This window comes from Veillonella sp. LMAG:90 (assembly GCF_008679445.1).
Lineage (GTDB): Bacteria > Bacillota > Negativicutes > Veillonellales > Veillonellaceae > Veillonella_A.
The window spans coordinates 2071606-2092379 of record NZ_NAND01000001.1 but is presented as its reverse complement, the minus strand read 5'-3'; the positions used below and the strand labels follow the sequence as shown (position 1 = coordinate 2092379).

17 protein-coding genes, 1 tRNA gene, 1 other RNA gene and 1 pseudogene are annotated in these 20774 nt (G+C 40.4%); 14 read left to right on the top strand and 6 right to left on the bottom strand.

From position 1 onward, the window contains the following. The first annotated feature begins 122 nt into the window (after positions 1–122). Positions 123–197 (top strand) — tRNA-Ile (locus tag CCC71_RS09275). 75 nt (positions 198–272) lie between these two features. On the opposite strand, the gene CCC71_RS09270 is transcribed toward CCC71_RS09275, so the two are convergent. Continuing rightward, positions 273–734, bottom strand: coding sequence for a hypothetical protein (locus tag CCC71_RS09270; protein WP_156704633.1), 462 nt, complete (start codon positions 732–734; stop codon positions 273–275). Between the two features lie 225 nt (positions 735–959). Next, a complete protein-coding gene (locus tag CCC71_RS09265) occupies positions 960–1532 on the bottom strand; it encodes a hypothetical protein (RefSeq protein ID WP_156704631.1) in 573 nt (190 codons plus the stop codon). A 323-nt stretch (positions 1533–1855) separates the two neighbouring features. On the opposite strand from CCC71_RS09265, the gene CCC71_RS09260 reads away from it, so the two are divergent. The 13 genes from CCC71_RS09260 (at position 1856) to CCC71_RS09200 (ending at position 16869) form a co-directional block, all read left to right on the top strand. Continuing rightward, a complete protein-coding gene (locus CCC71_RS09260; protein WP_264294438.1) occupies positions 1856–2596 on the top strand; it encodes a tRNA (adenine(22)-N(1))-methyltransferase in 741 nt (246 codons plus the stop codon). A 113-nt stretch (positions 2597–2709) separates the two neighbouring features. After that, entirely contained in the window at positions 2710–3825 is a 1116-nt protein-coding gene (locus CCC71_RS09255) for a Nif3-like dinuclear metal center hexameric protein (protein WP_021841645.1), read from the top strand. Positions 3826–4075: 250 nt separating this feature from the next. Further along, an RNA gene (rnpB, locus tag CCC71_RS09250) (RNase P RNA component class A) lies at positions 4076–4424 on the top strand. A 165-nt stretch (positions 4425–4589) separates the two neighbouring features. Beyond that, a complete protein-coding gene (gene trxA, locus CCC71_RS09245) occupies positions 4590–4916 on the top strand; it encodes a thioredoxin (RefSeq protein ID WP_021841644.1) in 327 nt (108 codons plus the stop codon). A 165-nt stretch (positions 4917–5081) separates the two neighbouring features. Further along, on the top strand, positions 5082–6233 hold the full coding sequence (locus CCC71_RS09240) for a hydrogenase small subunit (protein ID WP_296333503.1): 1152 nt from the start codon (positions 5082–5084) through the stop codon (positions 6231–6233). Beyond that, positions 6233–8134 carry a nickel-dependent hydrogenase large subunit gene (locus tag CCC71_RS09235; RefSeq protein WP_021841642.1) on the top strand — a complete coding sequence of 634 codons (1902 nt, stop codon included), beginning with the start codon at positions 6233–6235 and terminating at the stop codon, positions 8132–8134. Before CCC71_RS09240 ends, CCC71_RS09235 begins: the two co-directional genes overlap by 1 nt. 14 nt (positions 8135–8148) lie before the next feature. After that, positions 8149–8862, top strand: coding sequence for a Ni/Fe-hydrogenase, b-type cytochrome subunit (cybH, locus tag CCC71_RS09230; protein WP_021841641.1), 714 nt, complete (start codon positions 8149–8151; stop codon positions 8860–8862). Beyond that, the gene (locus tag CCC71_RS09225; RefSeq protein ID WP_156704627.1) at positions 8846–9334 is read left to right on the top strand and encodes a HyaD/HybD family hydrogenase maturation endopeptidase; all 489 of its coding nucleotides are present in this window, start codon (positions 8846–8848) and stop codon (positions 9332–9334) included. Before cybH ends, CCC71_RS09225 begins: the two co-directional genes overlap by 17 nt. Beyond that, positions 9331–9708 carry a hydrogenase expression/formation C-terminal domain-containing protein gene (locus tag CCC71_RS09220; RefSeq protein WP_156704625.1) on the top strand — a complete coding sequence of 126 codons (378 nt, stop codon included), beginning with the start codon at positions 9331–9333 and terminating at the stop codon, positions 9706–9708. The genes CCC71_RS09225 and CCC71_RS09220 overlap by 4 nt, the downstream gene beginning before the upstream one ends. A gap of 422 nt (positions 9709–10130) precedes the next feature. Continuing rightward, positions 10131–11243 carry an IS1249 family transposase gene (locus tag CCC71_RS09215; protein WP_296333591.1) on the top strand — a complete coding sequence of 371 codons (1113 nt, stop codon included), beginning with the start codon at positions 10131–10133 and terminating at the stop codon, positions 11241–11243. Positions 11244–11742: 499 nt separating this feature from the next. After that, positions 11743–13026 carry an S-layer homology domain-containing protein gene (locus tag CCC71_RS09210; protein WP_296333495.1) on the top strand — a complete coding sequence of 428 codons (1284 nt, stop codon included), beginning with the start codon at positions 11743–11745 and terminating at the stop codon, positions 13024–13026. A gap of 806 nt (positions 13027–13832) precedes the next feature. After that, positions 13833–15176 carry a putative porin gene (locus CCC71_RS09205; protein WP_296333493.1) on the top strand — a complete coding sequence of 448 codons (1344 nt, stop codon included), beginning with the start codon at positions 13833–13835 and terminating at the stop codon, positions 15174–15176. A 418-nt stretch (positions 15177–15594) separates the two neighbouring features. After that, positions 15595–16869, top strand: a complete 1275-nt coding sequence (locus CCC71_RS09200; RefSeq protein WP_295255941.1) for a putative porin — start codon at positions 15595–15597, stop codon at positions 16867–16869. A gap of 232 nt (positions 16870–17101) precedes the next feature. On the opposite strand, the gene CCC71_RS10890 is transcribed toward CCC71_RS09200, so the two are convergent. The 4 genes and pseudogenes from CCC71_RS10890 to CCC71_RS09185 form a co-directional block, all read right to left on the bottom strand. Then, the gene (locus CCC71_RS10890) at positions 17102–17179 is read right to left on the bottom strand and encodes a putative holin-like toxin (RefSeq protein ID WP_363305357.1); all 78 of its coding nucleotides are present in this window, start codon (positions 17177–17179) and stop codon (positions 17102–17104) included. A 178-nt stretch (positions 17180–17357) separates the two neighbouring features. Beyond that, positions 17358–18008, bottom strand: a complete 651-nt coding sequence (locus CCC71_RS09195) for a hypothetical protein (protein ID WP_156704315.1) — start codon at positions 18006–18008, stop codon at positions 17358–17360. Between the two features lie 69 nt (positions 18009–18077). After that, positions 18078–19190, bottom strand: coding sequence for an IS1249 family transposase (locus CCC71_RS09190; protein WP_296333587.1), 1113 nt, complete (start codon positions 19188–19190; stop codon positions 18078–18080). Positions 19191–19472: 282 nt separating this feature from the next. Then, positions 19473–20743, bottom strand: a pseudogene (locus CCC71_RS09185) (S-layer homology domain-containing protein). Positions 20744–20774 lie beyond the last annotated feature (31 nt).

Genomic DNA, 20774 nt, shown 5'->3' with positions numbered 1-20774 from the left:
GTTGACTATCGCTGGTGTATTGATGTGAATTACACTTTAAGTGTAGATTTTCGGCGTTATATTGACGTGAATCACACTTATTGTGTATAATATTTTGGTGGAATACTGCAGTATTCCCCTATGGGCCTATAGCTCAGGGGTAGAGCAACCGGCTCATAACCGGTCGGTCCCTGGTTCGAACCCAGGTGGGCCCACCATGATTTGAAAGAAAAACCGCTTGTATCAAATTGATGATACAAGCGGTTTTTTGTAGTTATAATGAGGTTCTTGTGCTATAAGACTAAATTAACCTGGCCGGTTTCTATGGCTAACTTAAGAGCATACATTGCTTCTGGATAGGCTGGATATTCCGGCCCCAGCACCACTTTTTTAGGATTCTTATAAATTGTTTTACTGACTACTTTACCATTTCTGCCATTAATCAAATATATCTGCTCTGTAGCTAATATAATTTTTTTAGTATTTAAGTCATAGTAATAATGGCACAGTAGTTCAGATACTGCATAACTGCGATGTGATGTCGAGATAACATATAGCTTCATTTTAATTTCTGGTGTTTCTGTTAATCCGTTTATTACTTCTATATTGTTATCGGCGTAGGTTGTCATGATCTCATCTTTTTCAATTACTGTATAATTCCCTATAGTGAGGTCATTTAAAGTAACAGCATGAGTTGTAGAAACAGGAAAGAACAACAAACCAATTAACATAACCCCTAAAATAAACTTTTTCACAATATCATTCCTTAACTTCAATAGCACATAATAAAAAATATATAATCGCATCAATTCTCTCCAGTGTTCTCTCTGTTACAGCAAAAACTTCCTGTTTAAATAAAGGCAGAATAAGATCCTTCATTATCGCACAACTTTGTATTATTACGGGTCGCTTTTACGGCAGCTCCTGAAAAATGACGCGTATTGGATTCGGTACCGACAATGATGATTAGTAGATTTATCTTACGAGTTCAACCGATTAATATACTCAATCTTTTCCGGTGTAAACACAATCCTTGTCACGCCGTTAGCGTAATAAGAGATTTCATACGGCTGATAGAGCATAGCGATTTTGCCCTCGCCGAGCAAAACATAGTTATTGTTACGAATCGGAATTTTTTTATCGAGAATTTGGAATTCATTGTACTGCAATTGATGTTCGCGAGAGCTGAAAACCGGCAGCATACCTTCCATAACTAATTTATACAATTGCTCATCGTCTTTGAGATGGACATAGTTGGTGGCCGGGATGAGATTTCCTGTATGCTTGTCAAAAACGAGACCTTGCGATGTGTAGTAGCCGTGCGCACTTTGACCGTTATACCAACCGCTTGTGATGATAAGCGATATATAATCATCATCTTCATAGGTGGTTTCGTAGTTTAAATTAACCGTGTACATTTTTTCTTTGTAATAGAGGTCGCGCATTTTATCCACATAAATGGCAATTTCAGTGTTAACTTTAGTTTGCGCTGCTTCATTGTACAGATAAACCAGCGGGTAGGTGAGGTTCATATTCACATCTGTTTGGTGCATTAGAACAGTATAGGCGTCGCTTGTAAACTGGGGACAACTAAGACAGGCCAGAAGACCGGATGAAATAAGAATTTTTTTCCACATACCATACCTCCGTTTACAATTAATATATTTAACACTAAACAGCTTACTTGTTGCTTCTTTCGACAGTGACATGAAAAACTCCTGCTATATCAAGTATTCAACTTATAAAAAGGATGTTTTATGATACAATAATAATAGAAATAAATATAATTACTAAGCACGGAGTTTGTTTATATTATTATATAGAAAGCATATTACAATAGATTTATAGAAAGATTGCGAGGAATGTGAGTGTGACAATGAAAAAGATGACCGATAGGTTAGAAGCGGTGTTTACCTTGATTCCCAAGGCTGAAGTCATTGCCGATATCGGTACCGATCACGGTTATTTGGCGGTAGAATTGGTGCGACGCGGACGTGCTGACAAAGCGATTGCCGGTGATGTAAATAAAGGCCCCTTAGCATCGGCCAAAGCCTATGTGGCGTCAACGGACGTGGCCCAATTTATCAATTGTCGTTTGGGCAATGGTTTGCAAGTGGTAAAAAAAGGCGAATTACAGGGCGCTGTCATTTGCGGTATGGGTGGTTTTTTAATGAGAGACATTATTGAAGCAGGTCCGGAATTATTGGACTTTTATGTACTCCAACCGCAGAATGGCCAAGCGGAACTGCGGCAGTATATGGTGCAACAGGGCTATCGCATTGTGCGCGAAGTGATTATGACGGACATGGGTAAACATTACCAAGCATTCTTAGCCCTTAAAAAAGGCCGAGAATCGGTCTATGTTACGGCTGATGGACCGGTTACACAAGCAACAATTGATGCAAAAGACCCTTATGACGCTCTGCCGGATACATCCCTATTGTGGCTGATAGGAGCGCTGGTTCAACGCGAAAAGCCGCCTTTGTGGCAAGATCACATGGCGCATTTACTTCATATTCGTGAATCGGCCTTGGCAGGTATGACGGATGCTATGGCGCATACGGAAAAATATCAAGCGTTAGCAGCTGAAGTTAAAGAGTTAAAAGAATTAATATAAGCTGATTTGCTAGATGAGTCCAGACAAATGGGCCAATCAATCGATTAATGAATCGACTAATGAATCGGCTAATGAAAATGAATAACAACTTTTATAAAATAAAGGAGGCAACTATGGCAACAGTGCAGGATATCGCCAAAATCGTAGAAAAATTGGCACCAAAGCATTTAAAAGAAGATTGGGATAATGTAGGCCTTTTGGTAGGCGAACGCAACATGGAAGTCAAGGGTGTTTTGACAACCCTTGACGTGACGCCTGAAGTGGTTGCCGAAGCAGAAGCGAAAGGTTGCAACCTGATTGTGAGCCATCATCCGGTTATTTTTAAGGGGATGAAACAGATTACCGATGAGTCTGCCTTGGGCCGTTTGGTTATTGAATTAATCTCCAAGAAAATCGCCGTATACAGTGCCCATACGAATTTAGACATCGCACCGGGTGGCTTGAATGACTTGGCGGCGGCACAAATCGGCTTAGGTAATGTGAAAGGACTTGAGACTGTTCACGAACAAGGTTTTTGCAAAATTATTACCTTTGTACCGGCTACTCACCGTGATGCGGTAATGCAAGCCATGGGTGATGCGGGAGCCGGTCAAATTGGCAACTACAGTCATTGTGCTTTTTATACGGAAGGCACCGGAACCTTTAAGCCGTTGGACGGAGCTAATCCATATATCGGCGAAGTAGGGGAAGCAACTACGGTGCAAGAAAATCGCCTTGAAGCTATTGTGCCGCAGATTTTGGTAAGTGCCGTTATCGAAGCACTGAAAGCCGCGCACCCTTATGAAGTGCCGGCCTATGAAGTGCATCAATTGGTGACACCGAGTGAAGAAGCGACCATCGGCCGCATCGGTGAATTAGCTGATACGTTAGACACGGAAGGCTTTATAGAACTCATTAAAGCTTGTTTCCCACGGGGACGAGCGCGTTTTGGCGGGGCTAAAGTGGACGCTATTACTAAAGTGGCCCTTTGCACAGGCAGTGGCGCCGAATTTATTAAAGTGGCTGCTAAAATGGGGGCACAAGCCTATGTAACGGGTGACGTGAAGTATCACGATATGCAACTTGCCAAAGAACTGGGCATCTTGGTTGCTGATGTTGGTCATTTTGGTACTGAAATTGGTGCGGCTGCTTTATTGGCTGCTCATATCGGTATCCAATTACAAGAACAAAAAATGACTGACGTGCCGGTTGTTATCAGTGATGTACATGAAGATTTTTTCTTCGCGTAAACGAATTAGGCTAAAATAAATTAGGCTTAAATAAATATTGATTAGATAGTTTTTTAGGTAAATAGATTTTTTAAGTAACAAACTATGCTAATTTGATTAGAGTGGGATATCTGGCATAAACAGTGTTGAAGGTCAATCTCAATTAGATGGTTATAAGCTTATTCGATACCTTTAGATGTGCTGTTAGTTCATACAATTATTGAGAAAAAGATAATTGACCTACTTCGCTGTATCTGCTAGACTTTAAGTAGCAAGTATGAAAGGTGATTGCGAGTGTAAGTTCGAGGAAAGTCCGAGCTCCATAGGGCAGGATGCCGGATAACGTCCGGCGTGGGTGACCATAGGGAATAGTGCCACAGAAAAGTAAACCGCCGCTTATGCGGTAAGGGTGGAACGGTGTCGGTAAGAGCGCACCAGCAATATAGTAATATATTGGCTCGGTAAACCCCATCCGGAGCAAGGCCGAATAGGGAAGGGATAAGGGTGGCCCGCCTACCTTTCGGGTTGTGCCGCTTGAGCCTATAAGCAATTATAGGCCTAGAAAGATAATCACCGCTGTGCAAACAGAACAGAACTCGGCTTATTGATTGCTTGCTTAAAACCGCTCTTCGGGGCGGTTTTATTTTAGTCCAAAATTGATTGGCAGATGAGTATAATTAAAACTAGAATGTAGAAAAATATAATACATTTTTTGACTAAACATTGTCACCACATACGTATAATAAAACAATACTAAGAGGATTAGGTATTAAGGAGGGATTGTAATGTCTGTTACAAAAATTGAAAGCTTAGAAGCATTGGAAAAAGTAGTAAAAGAATCATCTAAAGTGGTAGTTGCCGATTTTTGGGCCACTTGGTGCAAACCTTGTGAATTAATGAATCCCGAAATGGAAACATTAGCTGAAGACATGAAAGATGACATTGAAGTAGTTACCATTGATGTGGAAGCCCTAAAAGATGTTGCCTTGAAATATGAAATCCAAGGTATTCCTACCCTTATTTGCTTCAAAAACGGCAAAGAAAAAGATCGCATTGCAGGTTACAAAACGGCAGCTGTTGTAGAAGGCTTAATTCGTTCTATTATTAAATAATGTGTATTAAGTTATAGTTAAGTTTTGCCTGTAATACAGCAATTTCATGTAATATTCTATAGAAAATCTGAATACAACATGATATACTTACTATAATAATTAATATAAAAATTTAGATATTTTCCAAAGGACAGTAAAGTTATTGCAAGCGAGGGGGGGCCACCTGTGAAAGAGAAGACAAACAGTCTGTGGAAATTATTCCAGGAACGTAAACTCAGCCGCCGCACATTTATGAAAACATGTGTGGCTTTGACCGCCATTTTAGGCATGCCACCGACCTTTTTAAATAAAGTGGTGGAAGCGGCCGATACAAAAGAATTACCAACCGTAATTTGGTTACATGGCCATGAATGTACGGGATGTGATGAATCCTTCATCCGTTCTACGTCACCATTCGCTTCCGATGTGGTATTAAACATGATTGCGTTGGAATACGATGATACCTTATCTGCAGCGGCAGGTGCTCCTTTTGAAGCTCACCTACATAAATTATTAAACGATAAAAAAGGGCAGTATGTATTAGCCGTTGAAGGCGGTGTACCGCTTGACGATAACGGTACATACTGTATGGTTGGCGGACGTCCGTTCGTTGACGTGCTTAAAGAATGTGCCGCCGGCGCCGCTTTTATCATTGAATACGGTTCCTGTGCCGCTTGGGGCGGTGTTCAAGCAGCGAACCCTAACCCTACCAATACTGTATCGGTTTCCGAAGTAGTATCGGGTAAGAAAATCATTAAAGTACCGGGTTGTCCACCGATTCCTGAAGTTATGACCGGCGTTATCATGCACTATGCCTTGTTTGGTGGAATTCCGCCTCTCGATGTGGAAGGTCGTCCAAAACAATTCTATGGCAACCGCATTCACGATACATGCTATCGTCGTCCGTTCTTTGACTCCGGACTTTTTGTTGAAAAATACGATGATGAAGGGGCTAAAGCCGGTTGGTGTCTTTATAAAATGGGTTGCCGTGGTCCGGTAACATATAACTCCTGCGGTAACTTACGTTGGTGGAATGGTTTATCCTATCCGATTCAGTCCGGTTCGGGCTGTATCGGTTGCAGTGAAAAAGGCTTCTGGGATAACGGTGTTTTCACACAACGCTTGCCGCAAGTACAAGTGGCCAATACCGTTACCACCGCTGATACCATCGGTACTATTGCCGGTCTTACCGCTTTCGGTGCCGTTGTAGCTCATGGTGGTGTAACGTTGGCTAAACATAAATATGATACAATTCAGCTGGAAAAGAAAATGATAGCTGAACAGGAAGCAAAAAAAGCAGCGTCTGAGCAGACGAATAACGAAGGAGGTAACCACTAATGAAACGTGTAGTAGTTGATCCGATTACTCGTATTGAAGGTCATTTGCGGGTTGAGGTGAATGTAGATGAAGCAACCGGTAAGGTAGAAGACGCGTTGTCCAGTGGTACTGCTTGGCGTGGTATTGAATTGGTAGCTAAAGGTCGCGATCCTCGTGATGTGTGGGCTTTTGTGCAGCGTATTTGCGGTGTTTGTACATCTACGCATGCCATTGCATCCTTGCGTTCCGTCGAAGATGCTTTAGGCATTCAAATTCCTAAAAATGCGAACTATATTCGTAACATCATGCATAGTTGTTTAGATGCGCATGACCATATCGTTCACTTTTATCATTTGCATGCTCTCGACTGGGTTAGTCCAATCGAAGCGTTAAAAGCCAATCCGGCGCAAACAGCAGCCCTTCAGGAAACCGTGCTTAAAAACTACAACTTGAGCGGTTTAGAACCGGCTGAAACACAAAGTACTTCATCGGCGTATCCGAAAGAATTCCCTAAAGGCAATGCAACTTACTATGCCGCTATTCAAGCGAAAGTTAAAAAAATCGTAGACAGCGGTCAATTGGGTATTTTTGCCGCTCAGTGGTGGGATCATCCTGATTATCAATTATTGCCGCCGGAAGTTCATTTGATGGGCGTAGCTCATTACCTCAATATTTTGGACCGTCAGCGTGATATTGTAACACCGCATGTTGTATTTGGCGGTAAAAACCCACATCCGCATTTCTGTATCGGCGGTATGCCTTGCTCCATCTCCATGGATGACATGAATGCACCGGTTAATGCGGCGCGCCTCGCAACAGTTGATGAATCCATTTCGTTGGCTAAGGATTTGGTAAATTACTTCTATGTACCTGACGTGTTGGCTATCGGTCAGATTTACGCCAAAGCGGGTATGGTTGATGGCGGCGGTTTATCCAAGAAACGCGCCATGGCTTACGGTGACTATCCGGATGAACCATACAGCGGTATTTCCAACGGCGATTATTTCAAAAAAATCTTAGTCCGTGCCAACGGTGTAGTTGAAGATTTCGGCCTCGGCGTAGATAAAGCTAAATTTATCCCAATGGATGGTCCTGATTTGATGAATCCTGACTTCTTATCAGAAGAAGTTGAACACTCTTGGTATGAATATCCAAACGGTACTAAGACAGCCCATCCGTCTGAAGGGATTACCAAACCTAACTATACCGGTCCTAAGACAGGTACGAAGGAACATTGGGAATTCCTCGATGAAACTAAGAAATATTCGTGGATTAAATCCCCAACATTTAAAGGCAAAGCCTGCGAAGTGGGTCCATTGGCAAAATATATCGTAGTGTATACGAAAGTTAAACAAGGCATCATCAGTAACCCATCTTGGGCAGAACAGATGATTGTAAAACAAATTGATACCGTTTCTTCCGTATTGGGCGTTCCGGCTCATGTATGGATGTGTAGTACGGTAGGCCGTACCGCTTGTCGTGCCCTCGATGCACAGGTTGCGGTTAATATGAGCCAATACATGTTCAATAAACTCGTAGCCAATATTAAAGGCGGCGACGAAGTAGTAGCCGATATGAGCAAATTCGATCCTAACTCTTGGCCAAAAGAAGCCAAAGGCGTTGGTGTTCTTGATGCGCCTCGTGGTGCCCTCGGTCACTGGAGCGTTATTAAAGATGCAAAAATCGACAACTATCAGTGTATCGTACCATCCACTTGGAATGCATGTCCTAAGACAATGGCCAATGAACATGGTGCTTACGAATCTAACATGATTGATACGCACGTTAAAATTGCGGATAAACCGCTCGAAATTTTGAAAGGGATTCACTCGTTTGACCCTTGCCTTGCTTGTGCAACCCACTTGTACAATAAGAAAGGTGAAAAAATCGTCTCTGTTAATACGGATGCTTTGTGCAAATAATAGGGGGGATTCATATGTTAGAACAACCGGAAAAAAAGCCGTATCGTGTATTTAGTCTGTGGTTGCGTATTTTTCACTGGACCATGGTGCTTTGCGTTACGTTCCTGTTCTGGACCGGTCTCTATATTGGTGATCCCGGTTTCAGCATGTTCGTAGGAAAAGAACCGGCAGAAGCTATTAACAGCTGGTTTTCCATGGAAATGATTCGACGCGTTCATTTCGGATTTGCATTTATCCTCATTTTTGCCTTTATATTCCGCATTTATGGGGCTATTCGCTATCGCGGTGACCGTTTATTACCTAAGTTCCGTAAACGCTTATATTGGGACGGTTTAAAACAAACCACGTTACACTATTTGATGTTGCCACGTCAGGAAGAACACCGTGTGCTTCGTAACTCCTTAGCACGTACCAGTTATTTAATTGTGTATATTATGATGTTCTTCGAAATCTGCACGGGTCTGGCTATGTATTCGCAGATTCGTCCGGAAAGCTGGCTGGCCATTGTATTTAATCCGATTAATTTACTGTTCAATGAATATCAGATCCATATCATTCATCATTATATTGCTTGGTTCTTCTTGTTGTTCACGGTGGCCCATGTATACTTGGCTTTCCGCGAAGACGTAATGGAAGAATCCGGGGAAGTATCCAGTATGGTATCGGGGATGAAATTCTATCCGCAGGATCCGGAAGATATTGAGGATTTATATGGTAAACGAGAATAGTATTACCGTGTTGGGCGTAGGTAATATTTTGCTTACCGATGAAGGGTTGGGCGTACATGTCGTACATCAATTAGAAAAAGAGTACGAATTTAGCCCGGCCGTAAATATAATTGACGGCGGCACCATGGGGATGGAGCTCCTCAGCTATATGCGAGGCATGAAAAAACTGCTCTTGGTGGATGCTGTTAACGGTGGTGAAAAGCCCGGTACAATTTATGAGTTTCCCCATCAGGAAACAGAAAACTACTTCACCGGGAATATTTCGGTTCACGAAGTGGGCATGCAGGATATTTTGCGCATTCGTGCGTTGCAAGAAGATCCCCTGGAAGATGCTATGGTTATAGGCGTAGAGCCGGCCAGTCTTGAAGTAGGTTTTGAGCCTTCTGAAATTGTACAGGCGGCCTTGCCGGACGTGATACAGCGTGTTATTCGGCAACTAAACGCTTGGGGAATTGAGGTATGTAAGAAATGATAGAAAATTATGGCAATGTGCAGGCCATTTTAAGAGAATTGCAATTGGCGTTAAAACGACTTCGTGAAACGGGGGAGACTCATACAATCTATATTGAAAAAACGGGTCTTACCATGGAAGAACAAGTTGAAGTCATGGAAACGCTGGGGCGTGGTAACATTACCATTAATTTTACGGAAACCGATCAGCCCGTAGAGTGGTATGAAACACAATTCTCCGGTATTTGGCTCGGTACATTTCGCAATGCTCGTGATGAAGCCATTGTGTACACGCTTGAAGTAGGTCGTTATCCAAGCCTCTGTGGCGCTTTTGACGAAGATATTGAAGCTGCTGAAGAGGAACTTCAGACGTGGATTGACGCTGCCGATATGTAAAACAATAAGTAACTTACAACTAGTAAGTTACAGTAAGTAAGTTAATATGTTTTTGACACCTGTGAATCTTTAAAAAAGGTTTCACGGGTGTTTTTTTTATGTGATTGTCCATACAGAATATTATAAATTTAGCGATATTAACAAAAATGCTTGCCGATTTTGCTGATTTTATGGAGTTTTCTAAACGCTCCATGAAGGAAATCAAGGTGGTTCGGCCTTTTTGGAGTTATAGGACAAAAAGTGTGTGTAAAAAGTGCTGTAAACCTAGATAGATACTGGGTTTATAGCACTTTTATCTTTTTTTGACAAAGATAAAGGGTGGACAAAAAGTGTGTGTAAAAACATGCGTGAACCCACATAACTACTGACTAAAATGGTATTATATCTTCCTAAATAAAAACATAAATAGGAGGATGATTAATATTAAACAAGTAGTTTGCCCTGATTGTGGTCGAAAATGTATAAAACACGGTATATTGAAATCCGGTTCTCAGCGATGGTTTTGTAAGCACTGTAAAGTCGCTTTCACTAACAAAATTAACACCGATAGTCATAATCTAAAGCTGTTTTTGAAATGGTTATTTAGTAAACAGATGCAGCAGGATATGCCTGGAGGCGGGCGTACATTTAGACGTAAAACCGCTAAATTTTGGTCCATATGGTGCCTTCCACCAAAGATTGAGGAAGTATATGATGTGCTTTACTTTGACGGCATATACCTAACGCGTAAGCTCTGTGTACTTATTTGTTGTAGTAAGGACCATGTGTTAGGCTGGTATGTATGTAGATATGAGAACTCTAGAGCTTGGCAAGCATTAATGGACCGTATTGCTCCTCCGCGTGTTGTTATCTCAGATGGCGGATCCGGATTTGCTAAGGCCTTGGCAAAGAGGTGGCCGACAAGTAACCATCAACGTTGTTTATTTCACGTTTTTGCGCAAGTAAGAAGGTATACAACTTCTGCACCAAAAACAATAGCCGGCAAGGCTTTATATGAACTGGCAAAGCGTTTATTTAAGATTCAATCGATAGATGATGCTTATACTTGGATTGATGGATTATTAGCTTGGAGAGAAGAATTTGATGACTTCTTACGGGAAATGACAGTCGACGAAAATGGGAATAAAAGGGCTACTCATGAACGCCTCTTAAAAGCTGAGGCAGGACTTTTACGATTAATTAGAGATGACACTCTATTTACCTACCTGACGTTTGTAGATATTACCGTACCTACAACGAACAATCGACTGGAAGGAGGCGTTAATGCGCAACTTAGGGGGATGTTACGAGATCACAGAGGGTTATCCTTAGAAAGACGATTAAAAGCGGTCTATTGGTGGTGTTACGAGCACTCACCTAGACCGCTTCCTGTTGCTGAAATATTAAAATGTATGCCTACAGATAAAACAATCGCTGCTACTTACCGTAGGATAATGCGGAATAACCGTGTGGATAATATCTTGCCGCAATGGGGGGATGCCATTGTTTGGAATGAGTTCCATATGTCCACGGAATTTCCAATTTATTGGGATTAATTTAAAAAAGCCACACACACTTTTTGTCCTATAAGCCCCTTTTTGTGTGTCAGAATTCATGGTAAATTCACAATATAAGTCAGTTTTACATGAAAAATTCATGGTAAATGATGAAGAAGATGAAACTGAAAAACTTATTTAGGTTTTTTAGTTTTGTGAATTTTCGGAGATAAAAATAATCCAAAAGGGTATAAATCCCTTAATAACAGGCTTTAGAGGTTGTTCAATATACCTTTATATCTAATATCATAGATTTAAACATCCGTTCCTTGAACGTGAAGTTTTGGTACTTTCATTTTGAATTTAGTTTTCATTGGTATTATGAGTCCATAGGTTAGTTCAGACGATGAAACAACTGAGTTAACGAAATAATAAAACTACATTGTGAGGAAACATGGACACTCCAATCGAAACTATTATTTCTTAATTCCTTCTGTTTCGGAAGTTGACAACCTAAAAGATATATTTTAGTTGTTTTATTCCGAAAGGGGTAATAATTATGAAAAAACGCTTTGCAGCAGTATTTGCGGCTACAGCCGTACTTGGCGTAACTACAGCGTTCGCCGCTAACCCATTCTCCGATGTAACACCTAATGACTGGGCTTACCAGAGTGTAGCTCAATTAGCAGCAGCCGGTGTTATCAACGGTTATCCTGATGGTACTTTCAAAGGCCAGAACAACATCACTCGTTACGAAATGACTCAGATGGTAGCTAAAGCAATGGCTAACGAATCCCGTGCCAACGCTGAACAGCAAGCTATGATCAACCGTTTGGCTAACGAATTTGCTGATGAATTGAACAATTTGGGCGTGCGTGTTTCCAACTTGGAAAACAAAGTAGGTAATGTAAAAGTAACCGGTGATGCTCGTCTTCGTTACCAAGGTTCCGATAAAAAAGGTGAAATCAGCTCCGATAACACTAATAAAAAATCCTTGTTCGATATGCGCGGTCGTGTACAATTCAACGCTAATGTAAATGACAACACATCCGCAGTTATCCGCGTAACCAGCGGTGATATGGAATTCGGTGATTCCACAACATCCGATGTTGAATTTGACCGTGTATATGTAGCTCACAAATTCGGTAAAGATACAACTGCCGTAGCCGGTCGTTTCGGTGCTTTCGTTGGTAACGGTTTAGTATACGATGATACGTTTGATGGTGCCGCTGTAAACTATGACAACGGTAACTTCTCCGCAACCGCTGCTTACGGTTCCTTCATGGAAGGCGGTTTATTCAATAACGGTAGCATGAGCTCCTATGCACACGACTTCAGCGATGCAACTTCCGATGAAAACGCAACCGTAACCTTGTTACAGGCAAAAGCTAAACTTGGTGAACATGCTACAGTAGGTGGCTTCTACACCTTTGGTAACAAGAACTTAGATAACGATATCTATGGCGGTTCCTTAGACCTCAACTACGGTAAAGTTTGGTTAGGCGGCGAATATGCAACCTTCTCCGATAAAGACGGCACTTTGGTACAATCCAACGATAAAGACGCATGGGTAGCCGGCATTGGTTACGGCGACTACGATATCGCTAAAGAAGGTACTTGGGGCGTTAAAGTTCAGTACTTCGATGAAGGTAAATACTCGCCTGTAATCAGCTCCACATTCAACCAACCATACAACAGCGATTACAAAGCTTGGATGGCATCCGTTGATTATGCCTTGGCTAAAAACGTAGGTCTTTCCGGTTATTGGGCATTCAATGCTGAAGACCAGAGCGGTAACGACTTAGGCGATTACTACCGTGCAGAATTGAACTACAAATTCTAATATTTGACTTGGATAGAAGTTCTTTACGAATATAAAGTTCAAAATATAGAATTGATGTAGTGAATTCGGATGAACAAAAAGTTATTCGAATGAAAAAAGAGAGTTAATAAGTTTGAAGTTAATTCTCAATTAACAGTGAAAACTACATATAAATTGACCATAAAAAGTCAATTTTGAGGTAAATTTTAAGAGCCGATTGGCACGAGAAATCGTGTTAATCGGCTCTGTTTTTTATGCATTTTATAAGATGCTGATTGGTGTAATTTACATGAATTTTACAAAATGTGTAATTGTAGTGGACAAAAACATGTATTAATAAAAAGAAACATAAAGTAGATATAAAAATCAAGCTAATTATTATATTAAAATTATAAATCAAATTGGAGAGGGGTATATGTATTTGATATCTTACAATTTGTTTTCTCTTAATAGACTAAATATAGATGAATACTCAATTTAATCAGAAAACTCTGAAAAAATAGATTAACAATTCGTGTAATATTGCTATAAATGAGAGTTAGTGATAGTTGAAGTATTCATGAGGGTTACAAGTTACATTACATCGAAAATTGTCATATTTTTTCTTGAAAACTCGTGGACAAATTTTGAGTTTTCTTTACAAATCATGAAGACCGCGATACAATGATTACAGAACGAACGACATCGAAATTCATTGATATGAGAAAAGCGGTCACTTGTGAGGAAACATGGACACTCCATTTAAGATTACTGAGTATCTGAAATGAAGAATAGATAATGTTGGTTCAAACATTATTAAATCTTTTTTTGGAAAGAGGTAATTTATTATGAAAAAACGTTTTGCAGCCGTATTTGCAGCAACTGCTGTACTTGGCGTAACTACTGCTTTCGCAGCAAACCCATTTTCTGATGTAACTCCTAACGATTGGGCATACCAGAGCGTAGCTCAGTTGGCAGCAGCTGGTGTAATTAACGGTTACCCAGATGGCACTTTCAAAGGCCAGAACAACATCACTCGTTACGAAATGGCTCAGATGGTAGCTAAAGCTATGGCTAACGAAGCTCGTGCTAACGCTGAACAGCAAGCTATGATCAACCGTTTGGCTGATGAATTCGCTAGCGAATTGAACAACTTGGGCGTTCGTGTTGCTACTTTGGAAAACAAAGTTGGTAACGTAAAAGTAACCGGTGACGCTCGTCTTCGTTACCAAGGTTCCGATAAAAAAGGTATGTTCGCTACTGACGCAAACAGCAACAAACGTTCCCAGTTCGACTACCGTGCACGTGTTCAGTTCAATGCTAATGTAGCTGACAACACTTCTGCAGTAGTTCGTATTGTAACAACCGGTGAAGATAATGGTTTTGACGGTGTAGAATTTGGTGATGCAACCGGTACTACTGTTAAATTTGATAACATGTACGTTGCTCACAAATTCGGTAAAGACACTACTGCGGTAATCGGTCGTTTCGATAACACTATCGGTAACGGTTTAGTATACGACGATCCATTTGATGGTGCTGCTATTACTTATGACAACGGCAACTTCGCATTGACCGGTGGTTACGGTTCCTTCATTACTGGTAGCTTGTTCAGCAAATATAATGCTAATAATGAAATCGTTAATGATAAAACAGGCATGCCTGTAGGCTTTGACGGTGATATCGCAAATAAAACTGCTGATAATAACTACAAAGTAGCACTTGCACAGGTTAAAGGTAACTTAGGTGAACACGCTACTATCGGTGGTTTCTATGCTTGGGGCTTAGACAACTTGGATAACGATATCTATGGCGGTTCCTTAGATCTTCAAGTCAACAAATTGTGGATTGGTGGCGAATATGCTACTTGGGACAAAAATTGGAATACTGGCGTAAACAACGACGGTAAAGATGCTTGGGTAGCCGGTGTTGGCGTAGGTAACTACGACATTGAAAACGAAGGTACTTGGGGCGTTAAAGTTCAGTACTTCGACCAGGCTAAACATTCTCCTGTAATCAGCTCTACTTGGAATCAACCAGTAAACTCCGACTACAAAGCTTGGATGGCTACTGTTGATTACGCTTTGGCTAAAAACGTTGGCTTGTCCGCTTACTGGGCATTCAACGCTGAAAACCAAGACGGCGCTGACTTACCAGACTACTACCGTGCAGAATTGAACTACCAGTTCTAATCTGACCAATAATTACTATAATATAGTAGTTTCGGATATAAAAAAGACAACTTCTTCGGAAGTTGTCTTTTTTTGTTGTCGTAAACATCAACAAAAATCAATATAGGGATAAACGTTGATAAATAAAGGGGTTGTAAGGTGTGAGTTTGATGAAGTTGAATCCTTTCTAAGAAGACAGATGCATAACCTATGCGAAATAATCATAACAAAACCCTTTGATTTTTGATTCGAGTGTGGTATTATGTCCGTAGATTGGTAGTCATGACAGCTTCATGATTGACAGAAAATGTAATTAAGTGTGAGGAAACATGGACACTCCATTGTAAATTACATGAGTATAGAAACATGAAGAATGAAATGAGATGCCATCTGCTATTTTATTTCTTTTTTCTGTTTTTTACCGAAAGGGGTAATTACAATGAAAAAACGTTTTGCAGCCGTATTTGCAGCAACTGCTGTACTTGGCGTAACTACTGCATTCGCAGCTAATCCATTCTCCGATGTAACTCCTAACGATTGGGCATACCAGAGCGTATCTCAATTGGCAGCAGCTGGTGTAATCAACGGTTACCCAGATGGCACTTTCAAAGGCCAGAACAACATCACTCGTTACGAAATGGCTCAGATGGTAGCTAAAGCTATGGCTAACGAAGCTCGTGCTAACGCTGAACAACAGGCTATGATCAACCGTTTGGCTGATGAATTCGCTAGCGAATTGAACAATTTGGGCGTTCGTGTTGCTACTTTGGAAAACAAAGTTGGTAACGTAAAAGTTACCGGTGACGTTCGTCTTCGTTACCAGGGTTCTGACAAAAAAGACATGTTCTCCAATGACAACAACCCTAATAAAAAATCTAAATTCGACTATCGTGGTCGTATCCAATTCAATGCTAATGTAAATGAAAATACATCTGCTGTAGTTCGTGTATCTACAGGTAGCAAAGAATTTGGTAATGCATCTAGTAGCAGTGTTGAATTCGATCGCGTGTATGTAGCTCATAAATTCGGCCAAGATACAACTTTAGTTGGCGGTCGTTTTGGTGCCTTCATTGGCGGCGGTTTAATCTATGATGATACTTTTGACGGTGCTGCTTTGGCATACGACAATGGTAATTTCTCTGCTACAGCTGCTCATGGTTACTTCATGGCTGGTAACTTGTTCGGTAGCGCTTCTTTTGATGGTTTAGATGTTAAAGATGCAGATGCTGATACAAATATTTCTGTAACTTTATTACAAGCACAAGGTAAATTGGGTGAACACGCTACTATCGGTGGTTTCTACGCATTTGGGAACCGTTTCCTTGATAACGATATCTACGGCGGTCACTTAGATCTTCAATTTGATAAATTGTGGATTGGTGGCGAATATGCTACTTGGAAAGATGATTTTTCGGACAACAACGGCGATAAAGATGCTTGGGTAGCAGGCGTTGGTGTTGGTAACTACAACATTAAAGAAAAAGGTACTTGGGGTGTTAAAGTTCAGTACTTTGATGAAGGAGCTACTTCTCCAGTAATCAGCTCTACTTGGAACCAACCATACAATGCTGACTACAAAGCTTGGATGGCTACTGTAGACTATGCATTGGCTAAAAACGTTGGCTTGTCCGCTTACTGGGCATTCAATGCTGAAGACCAAGACGGTAACGACTTGAGCGATTACTACCGTGCAGAATTAAACTACAAATTCTAATTTCTCCTGAAATAGAATTATCTCGTAGCATAAAAAACAACCACTGCCTATGGCGGTGGTTGTTTTTACTTAGATGTATATTCCATGTTGCTCATAACTTGACGAAAATGGAATACATGATATACTAAAAGTACAAAGAGAGCTATCAACGTGTGAAGGCGTTAGGCTCATCTAAGCTGTAGCAAATGATAAACCTAACGTGTGAAGTCTGCAATACTTCTGGGCGTTAGGTCTATTTCTTTAGTGAAATAATTAACACTATAAGAGTAGCAAAACCAATCATTAATGATATAGCTTCGTATACTGTTATAGTATCACCACCTTTCGGTGATGAACCTAACTCACGTTAATAGCTCTGAATATTATTATAGCACTATGAATTTGAGAATTAATATTTCAAATTCATAGTGCTATTTTTTTCTTTCATTAGATTTTAATCGGGATTAAACCAGATTTAATAAGACGTATACTAGCTAAAGACTGACATTTTACTGTTTTAACATTGCTTCTTTAGTCAAAGTCATATGATCGAGTGTAAATTCTCTATCGGCAAATTTGATGCAAGCTTTTTTGAAAGCACGTTCGGTGCTGCTGGTACCGGCAGCATTTTCTTTTACAATGTATTTTTCATTATACACATATTTATCTTCTTTAACGGAATAAATAAGAACAGTGTACAATACGGTGACTTCAAATTTTACCGGAGAAAAACCGAGCCAAGCAGTTTTTACTTTCGAATCGGTGATTCTGGCATTAATCAATAATACATAATCGGAATTTGTTTGCTGTGCCATTTCATTTAATTCCTTTTTCTTCGGCACATAACCACGCCCCAAAGCAGTATCATCAGGATTCAAATCGTTTTCCAATAAATATTCTTCAAATACACTTTGGCTTTCAGCCATATTAACAGGTGATAAATTTTTGTGTTTAGCCAGTTCACGATCGATAGCTTTGTATAAAATTTCTCTTGCCTCTGTTTCATTGCTCACCCCTGCATTCCCTACATACACGAGCGGCATTATTCTTTCTTTACTACCGCTATTAGAATAAGCGGTAACATCAAAGGCATTTGTTGTAAATACAGCCCCAACTAAAACAAAAATCCCCATCATTAACAGTGAAAAAATTCTCTTCATAAATAAACCTCCTCTTACCTAAAAATAAAAATAGGCTTATAGGACAAAAAGTGTGTGTGGCTTTTTTAGTTAATCCCAATAAATTGGAAATTCCGTGGACATATGAAACTCATTCCAGACGATGGCATCGCCCCATTGCGGTAAGATATTATCAGGACGGTTATTCCGCATTATCCTACGGTAAGTAGCAGCAATGGTTTTATCTGTAGGCATACATTTTAATATTTCAGCAACAGGAAGCGGTCTAGGTGAGTGCTCGTAACACCACCAATAGACCGCTTTTAATCGTCTTTCTAAGGATAACCCTCTGTGATCTCGTAACATCCCCCTAAGTTGCGCATTAACGCCTCCTTCCAGTCGATTGTTCGTTGTAGGTACGGTAATATCTACAAACGTCAGGTAGGTAAATAGAGTCTCATCTCTAATTAATCGTAAAAGTCCTGCCTCAGCTTTTAAGAGGCGTTCATGAGTTGCCCTTTGATTCCCATTTTCGTCGACTGTCATTTCACGTAAGAAGTCATCAAACTCTTCTCTCCAAGCTAATAATCCATCAATCCAAGTATAGGCATCATCTATCGATTGAATCTTAAATAAACGCTTTGCCAGTTCATATAAGGCCTTGCCGGCTATTGTTTTTGGCGCAGAGGTTGTATACCTTCTTACTTGCGCAAAAACATGAAATAAGCAGCGTTGATGGTTACTTGTCGGCCACCTCTTTGCTAAGGCCTTAGCAAATCCAGATCCGCCGTCTGAGATAACAACACGCGGAGGAGCAATACGGTCCATTAATGCCTGCCAAGCTCTAGAGTTCTCATATCTACAAACATACCAGCCTAATACATGGTCCTTACTACAACAAATAAGTACACAGAGCTTACGCGTTAGGTATATGCCGTCAAAGTAAAGCACATCATATACTTCCTCAATCTTTGGTGGGAGGCACCATATGGACCAAAATTTAGACGTTTTACGTCTAAATGTACGCCCTCTTCCGGGCATATGCTGCTGCAATTGTTTACTAAATAACCATTTCAAAAACAGCTTTAGATCATTACTATCAGTGTTAATTTTGTTAGTGAAAGCGACTTTACAGTGCTTACAAAACCATCGCTGAGAACCGGATTTCAATATACCGTGTTTTATACATTTTCGACCACAATCAGGGCAAACTACTTGTTTAATATTAATCATCCTCCTATTTATGTTTTTATTTAGGAAGATATAATACCATTTTAGTCAGTAGTTATGTGGGTTCACGTTTGTTTTTACACACACTTTTTGTCCTATAACTCTAAAAATACCATACTTAATAATTTCGACATAAATTTTCAAAATCCTTCATATTTATAGATTTTTATAATAAAGTTTAGTCGTATTTTTTTTAAACGGCAAACAAAAACAACCACTTCCCGAAGGAAGTGGTTGTCTTATTTTCACTACTTATTAATTCTGTTTTACAAGAAATTAGAATTTGTAGTTTAATTCTGCACGGTAGTAATCGGATACGTCTTCGCCGTCCTGAGTTTCACCGTTGAATGCCCAGTATGCAGATAAGCCAACGTTTTTAGCTAAAGCGTAATCAACAGTTGCTAACCAACCTTTGTAGTTGTAGTTTGCAGGTTGATTCCAAGTGGAGCTGAATACAGGAGCTTTTTCAGCTAAATCAAAGTATTGAGCTTTAACATCCCAAGAACCGGCTTCTTTAATGTTGTAGTTACCGAAACCGATACCAGCTACCCAAGCGTCATTGCCACCTTCTTTAGCATCTTCAGCAAATGTAGCGTATTCGCCGCCAATCCAAACGTTTTTGAACTGGAAGTCAGCAAAACCGCCATAGATGTCGAAGCTGTCGCCATCTAAATTATAAGCACTTGCAAATTTAGAACCGTTGTTGTTAGCGAATGCATAGAAGCCACCGATAGTGATGTCATCGCTAAGTTTACCTTGAGCCTGTAACAATGTTACGGAAAGGTTATTTTCTTCAGAAAGACCTTTTAATTCGCCTTCAACAAAGTAACCGTAAGCAGCTAAAGCACTGAATTTACCATTGTCGTATGCTATGCCAAAGCAGCACCGTCAAAAGTATCATCATAGATTAAGCCGTTACCAACGAATGCACCGAAACGACCACCTACAGCTGTAAGTTCATCACCGAATTTATGAGCTACATAGATACGGTCAGCAGATACGGAAGCTTTGTTAGCATTACCGAATTCGTTAGAACCAACGATACGGATAACAGCAGTTGTGTTTTCATTTACTTGTGCATTGAATTGAACACGACCACGATAATCGAAGTAAGATTTTTTGCTTGGTTTATCTTCGTTAATGATACCTTTCTTTTCAAAGCCTTGGTAACGAAGACGAACGTCGCCTGTAGCTTTTACGTTACCAACTTTGTTTTCCAAAGTAGCAACACGAACGCCCAAATTGTTCAATTCGCTAGCGAATTCATCAGCCAAACGGTTGATCATAGCCTGTTGTTCAGCGTTAGCACGAGCTTCGTTAGCCATAGCTTTAGCTACCATCTGAGCCATTTCGTAACGAGTGATGTTGTTCTGGCCTTTGAAAGTGCCATCTGGGTAACCGTTGATTACACCAGCTGCTGCCAATTGAGATACGCTCTGGTATGCCCAATCGTTAGGAGTTACATCGGAGAATGGATTAGTTGCGAATGCAGTAGTTACGCCAAGTACAGCAGTTGCTGCAAATACGGCTGCAAAACGTTTTTTCATTGTAATTACCCCTTAGGGTACAATTTATGTA

What these genes read in the sequence shown, in the direction of transcription:
- CCC71_RS09265 (WP_156704631.1), bottom strand. Translation starts at nt 1,532, where the DNA reads ATGCACCAAACAGATGTGAATATGAACCTCACCTACCCGCTGGTTTAT.
- CCC71_RS09260 (WP_264294438.1), top strand. Translation starts at nt 1,856, where the DNA reads ATGAAAAAGATGACCGATAGGTTAGAAGCGGTGTTTACCTTGATTCCC.
- CCC71_RS09255 (WP_021841645.1), top strand. Translation starts at nt 2,710, where the DNA reads ATGGCAACAGTGCAGGATATCGCCAAAATCGTAGAAAAATTGGCACCA.
- trxA (WP_021841644.1), top strand. Translation starts at nt 4,590, where the DNA reads ATGTCTGTTACAAAAATTGAAAGCTTAGAAGCATTGGAAAAAGTAGTA.
- CCC71_RS09235 (WP_021841642.1), top strand. Translation starts at nt 6,233, where the DNA reads ATGAAACGTGTAGTAGTTGATCCGATTACTCGTATTGAAGGTCATTTG.
- cybH (WP_021841641.1), top strand. Translation starts at nt 8,149, where the DNA reads ATGTTAGAACAACCGGAAAAAAAGCCGTATCGTGTATTTAGTCTGTGG.
- CCC71_RS09225 (WP_156704627.1), top strand. Translation starts at nt 8,846, where the DNA reads ATGGTAAACGAGAATAGTATTACCGTGTTGGGCGTAGGTAATATTTTG.
- CCC71_RS09220 (WP_156704625.1), top strand. Translation starts at nt 9,331, where the DNA reads ATGATAGAAAATTATGGCAATGTGCAGGCCATTTTAAGAGAATTGCAA.
- CCC71_RS09210 (WP_296333495.1), top strand. Translation starts at nt 11,743, where the DNA reads ATGAAAAAACGCTTTGCAGCAGTATTTGCGGCTACAGCCGTACTTGGC.
- CCC71_RS09205 (WP_296333493.1), top strand. Translation starts at nt 13,833, where the DNA reads ATGAAAAAACGTTTTGCAGCCGTATTTGCAGCAACTGCTGTACTTGGC.
- CCC71_RS09200 (WP_295255941.1), top strand. Translation starts at nt 15,595, where the DNA reads ATGAAAAAACGTTTTGCAGCCGTATTTGCAGCAACTGCTGTACTTGGC.
- CCC71_RS09195 (WP_156704315.1), bottom strand. Translation starts at nt 18,008, where the DNA reads ATGAAGAGAATTTTTTCACTGTTAATGATGGGGATTTTTGTTTTAGTT.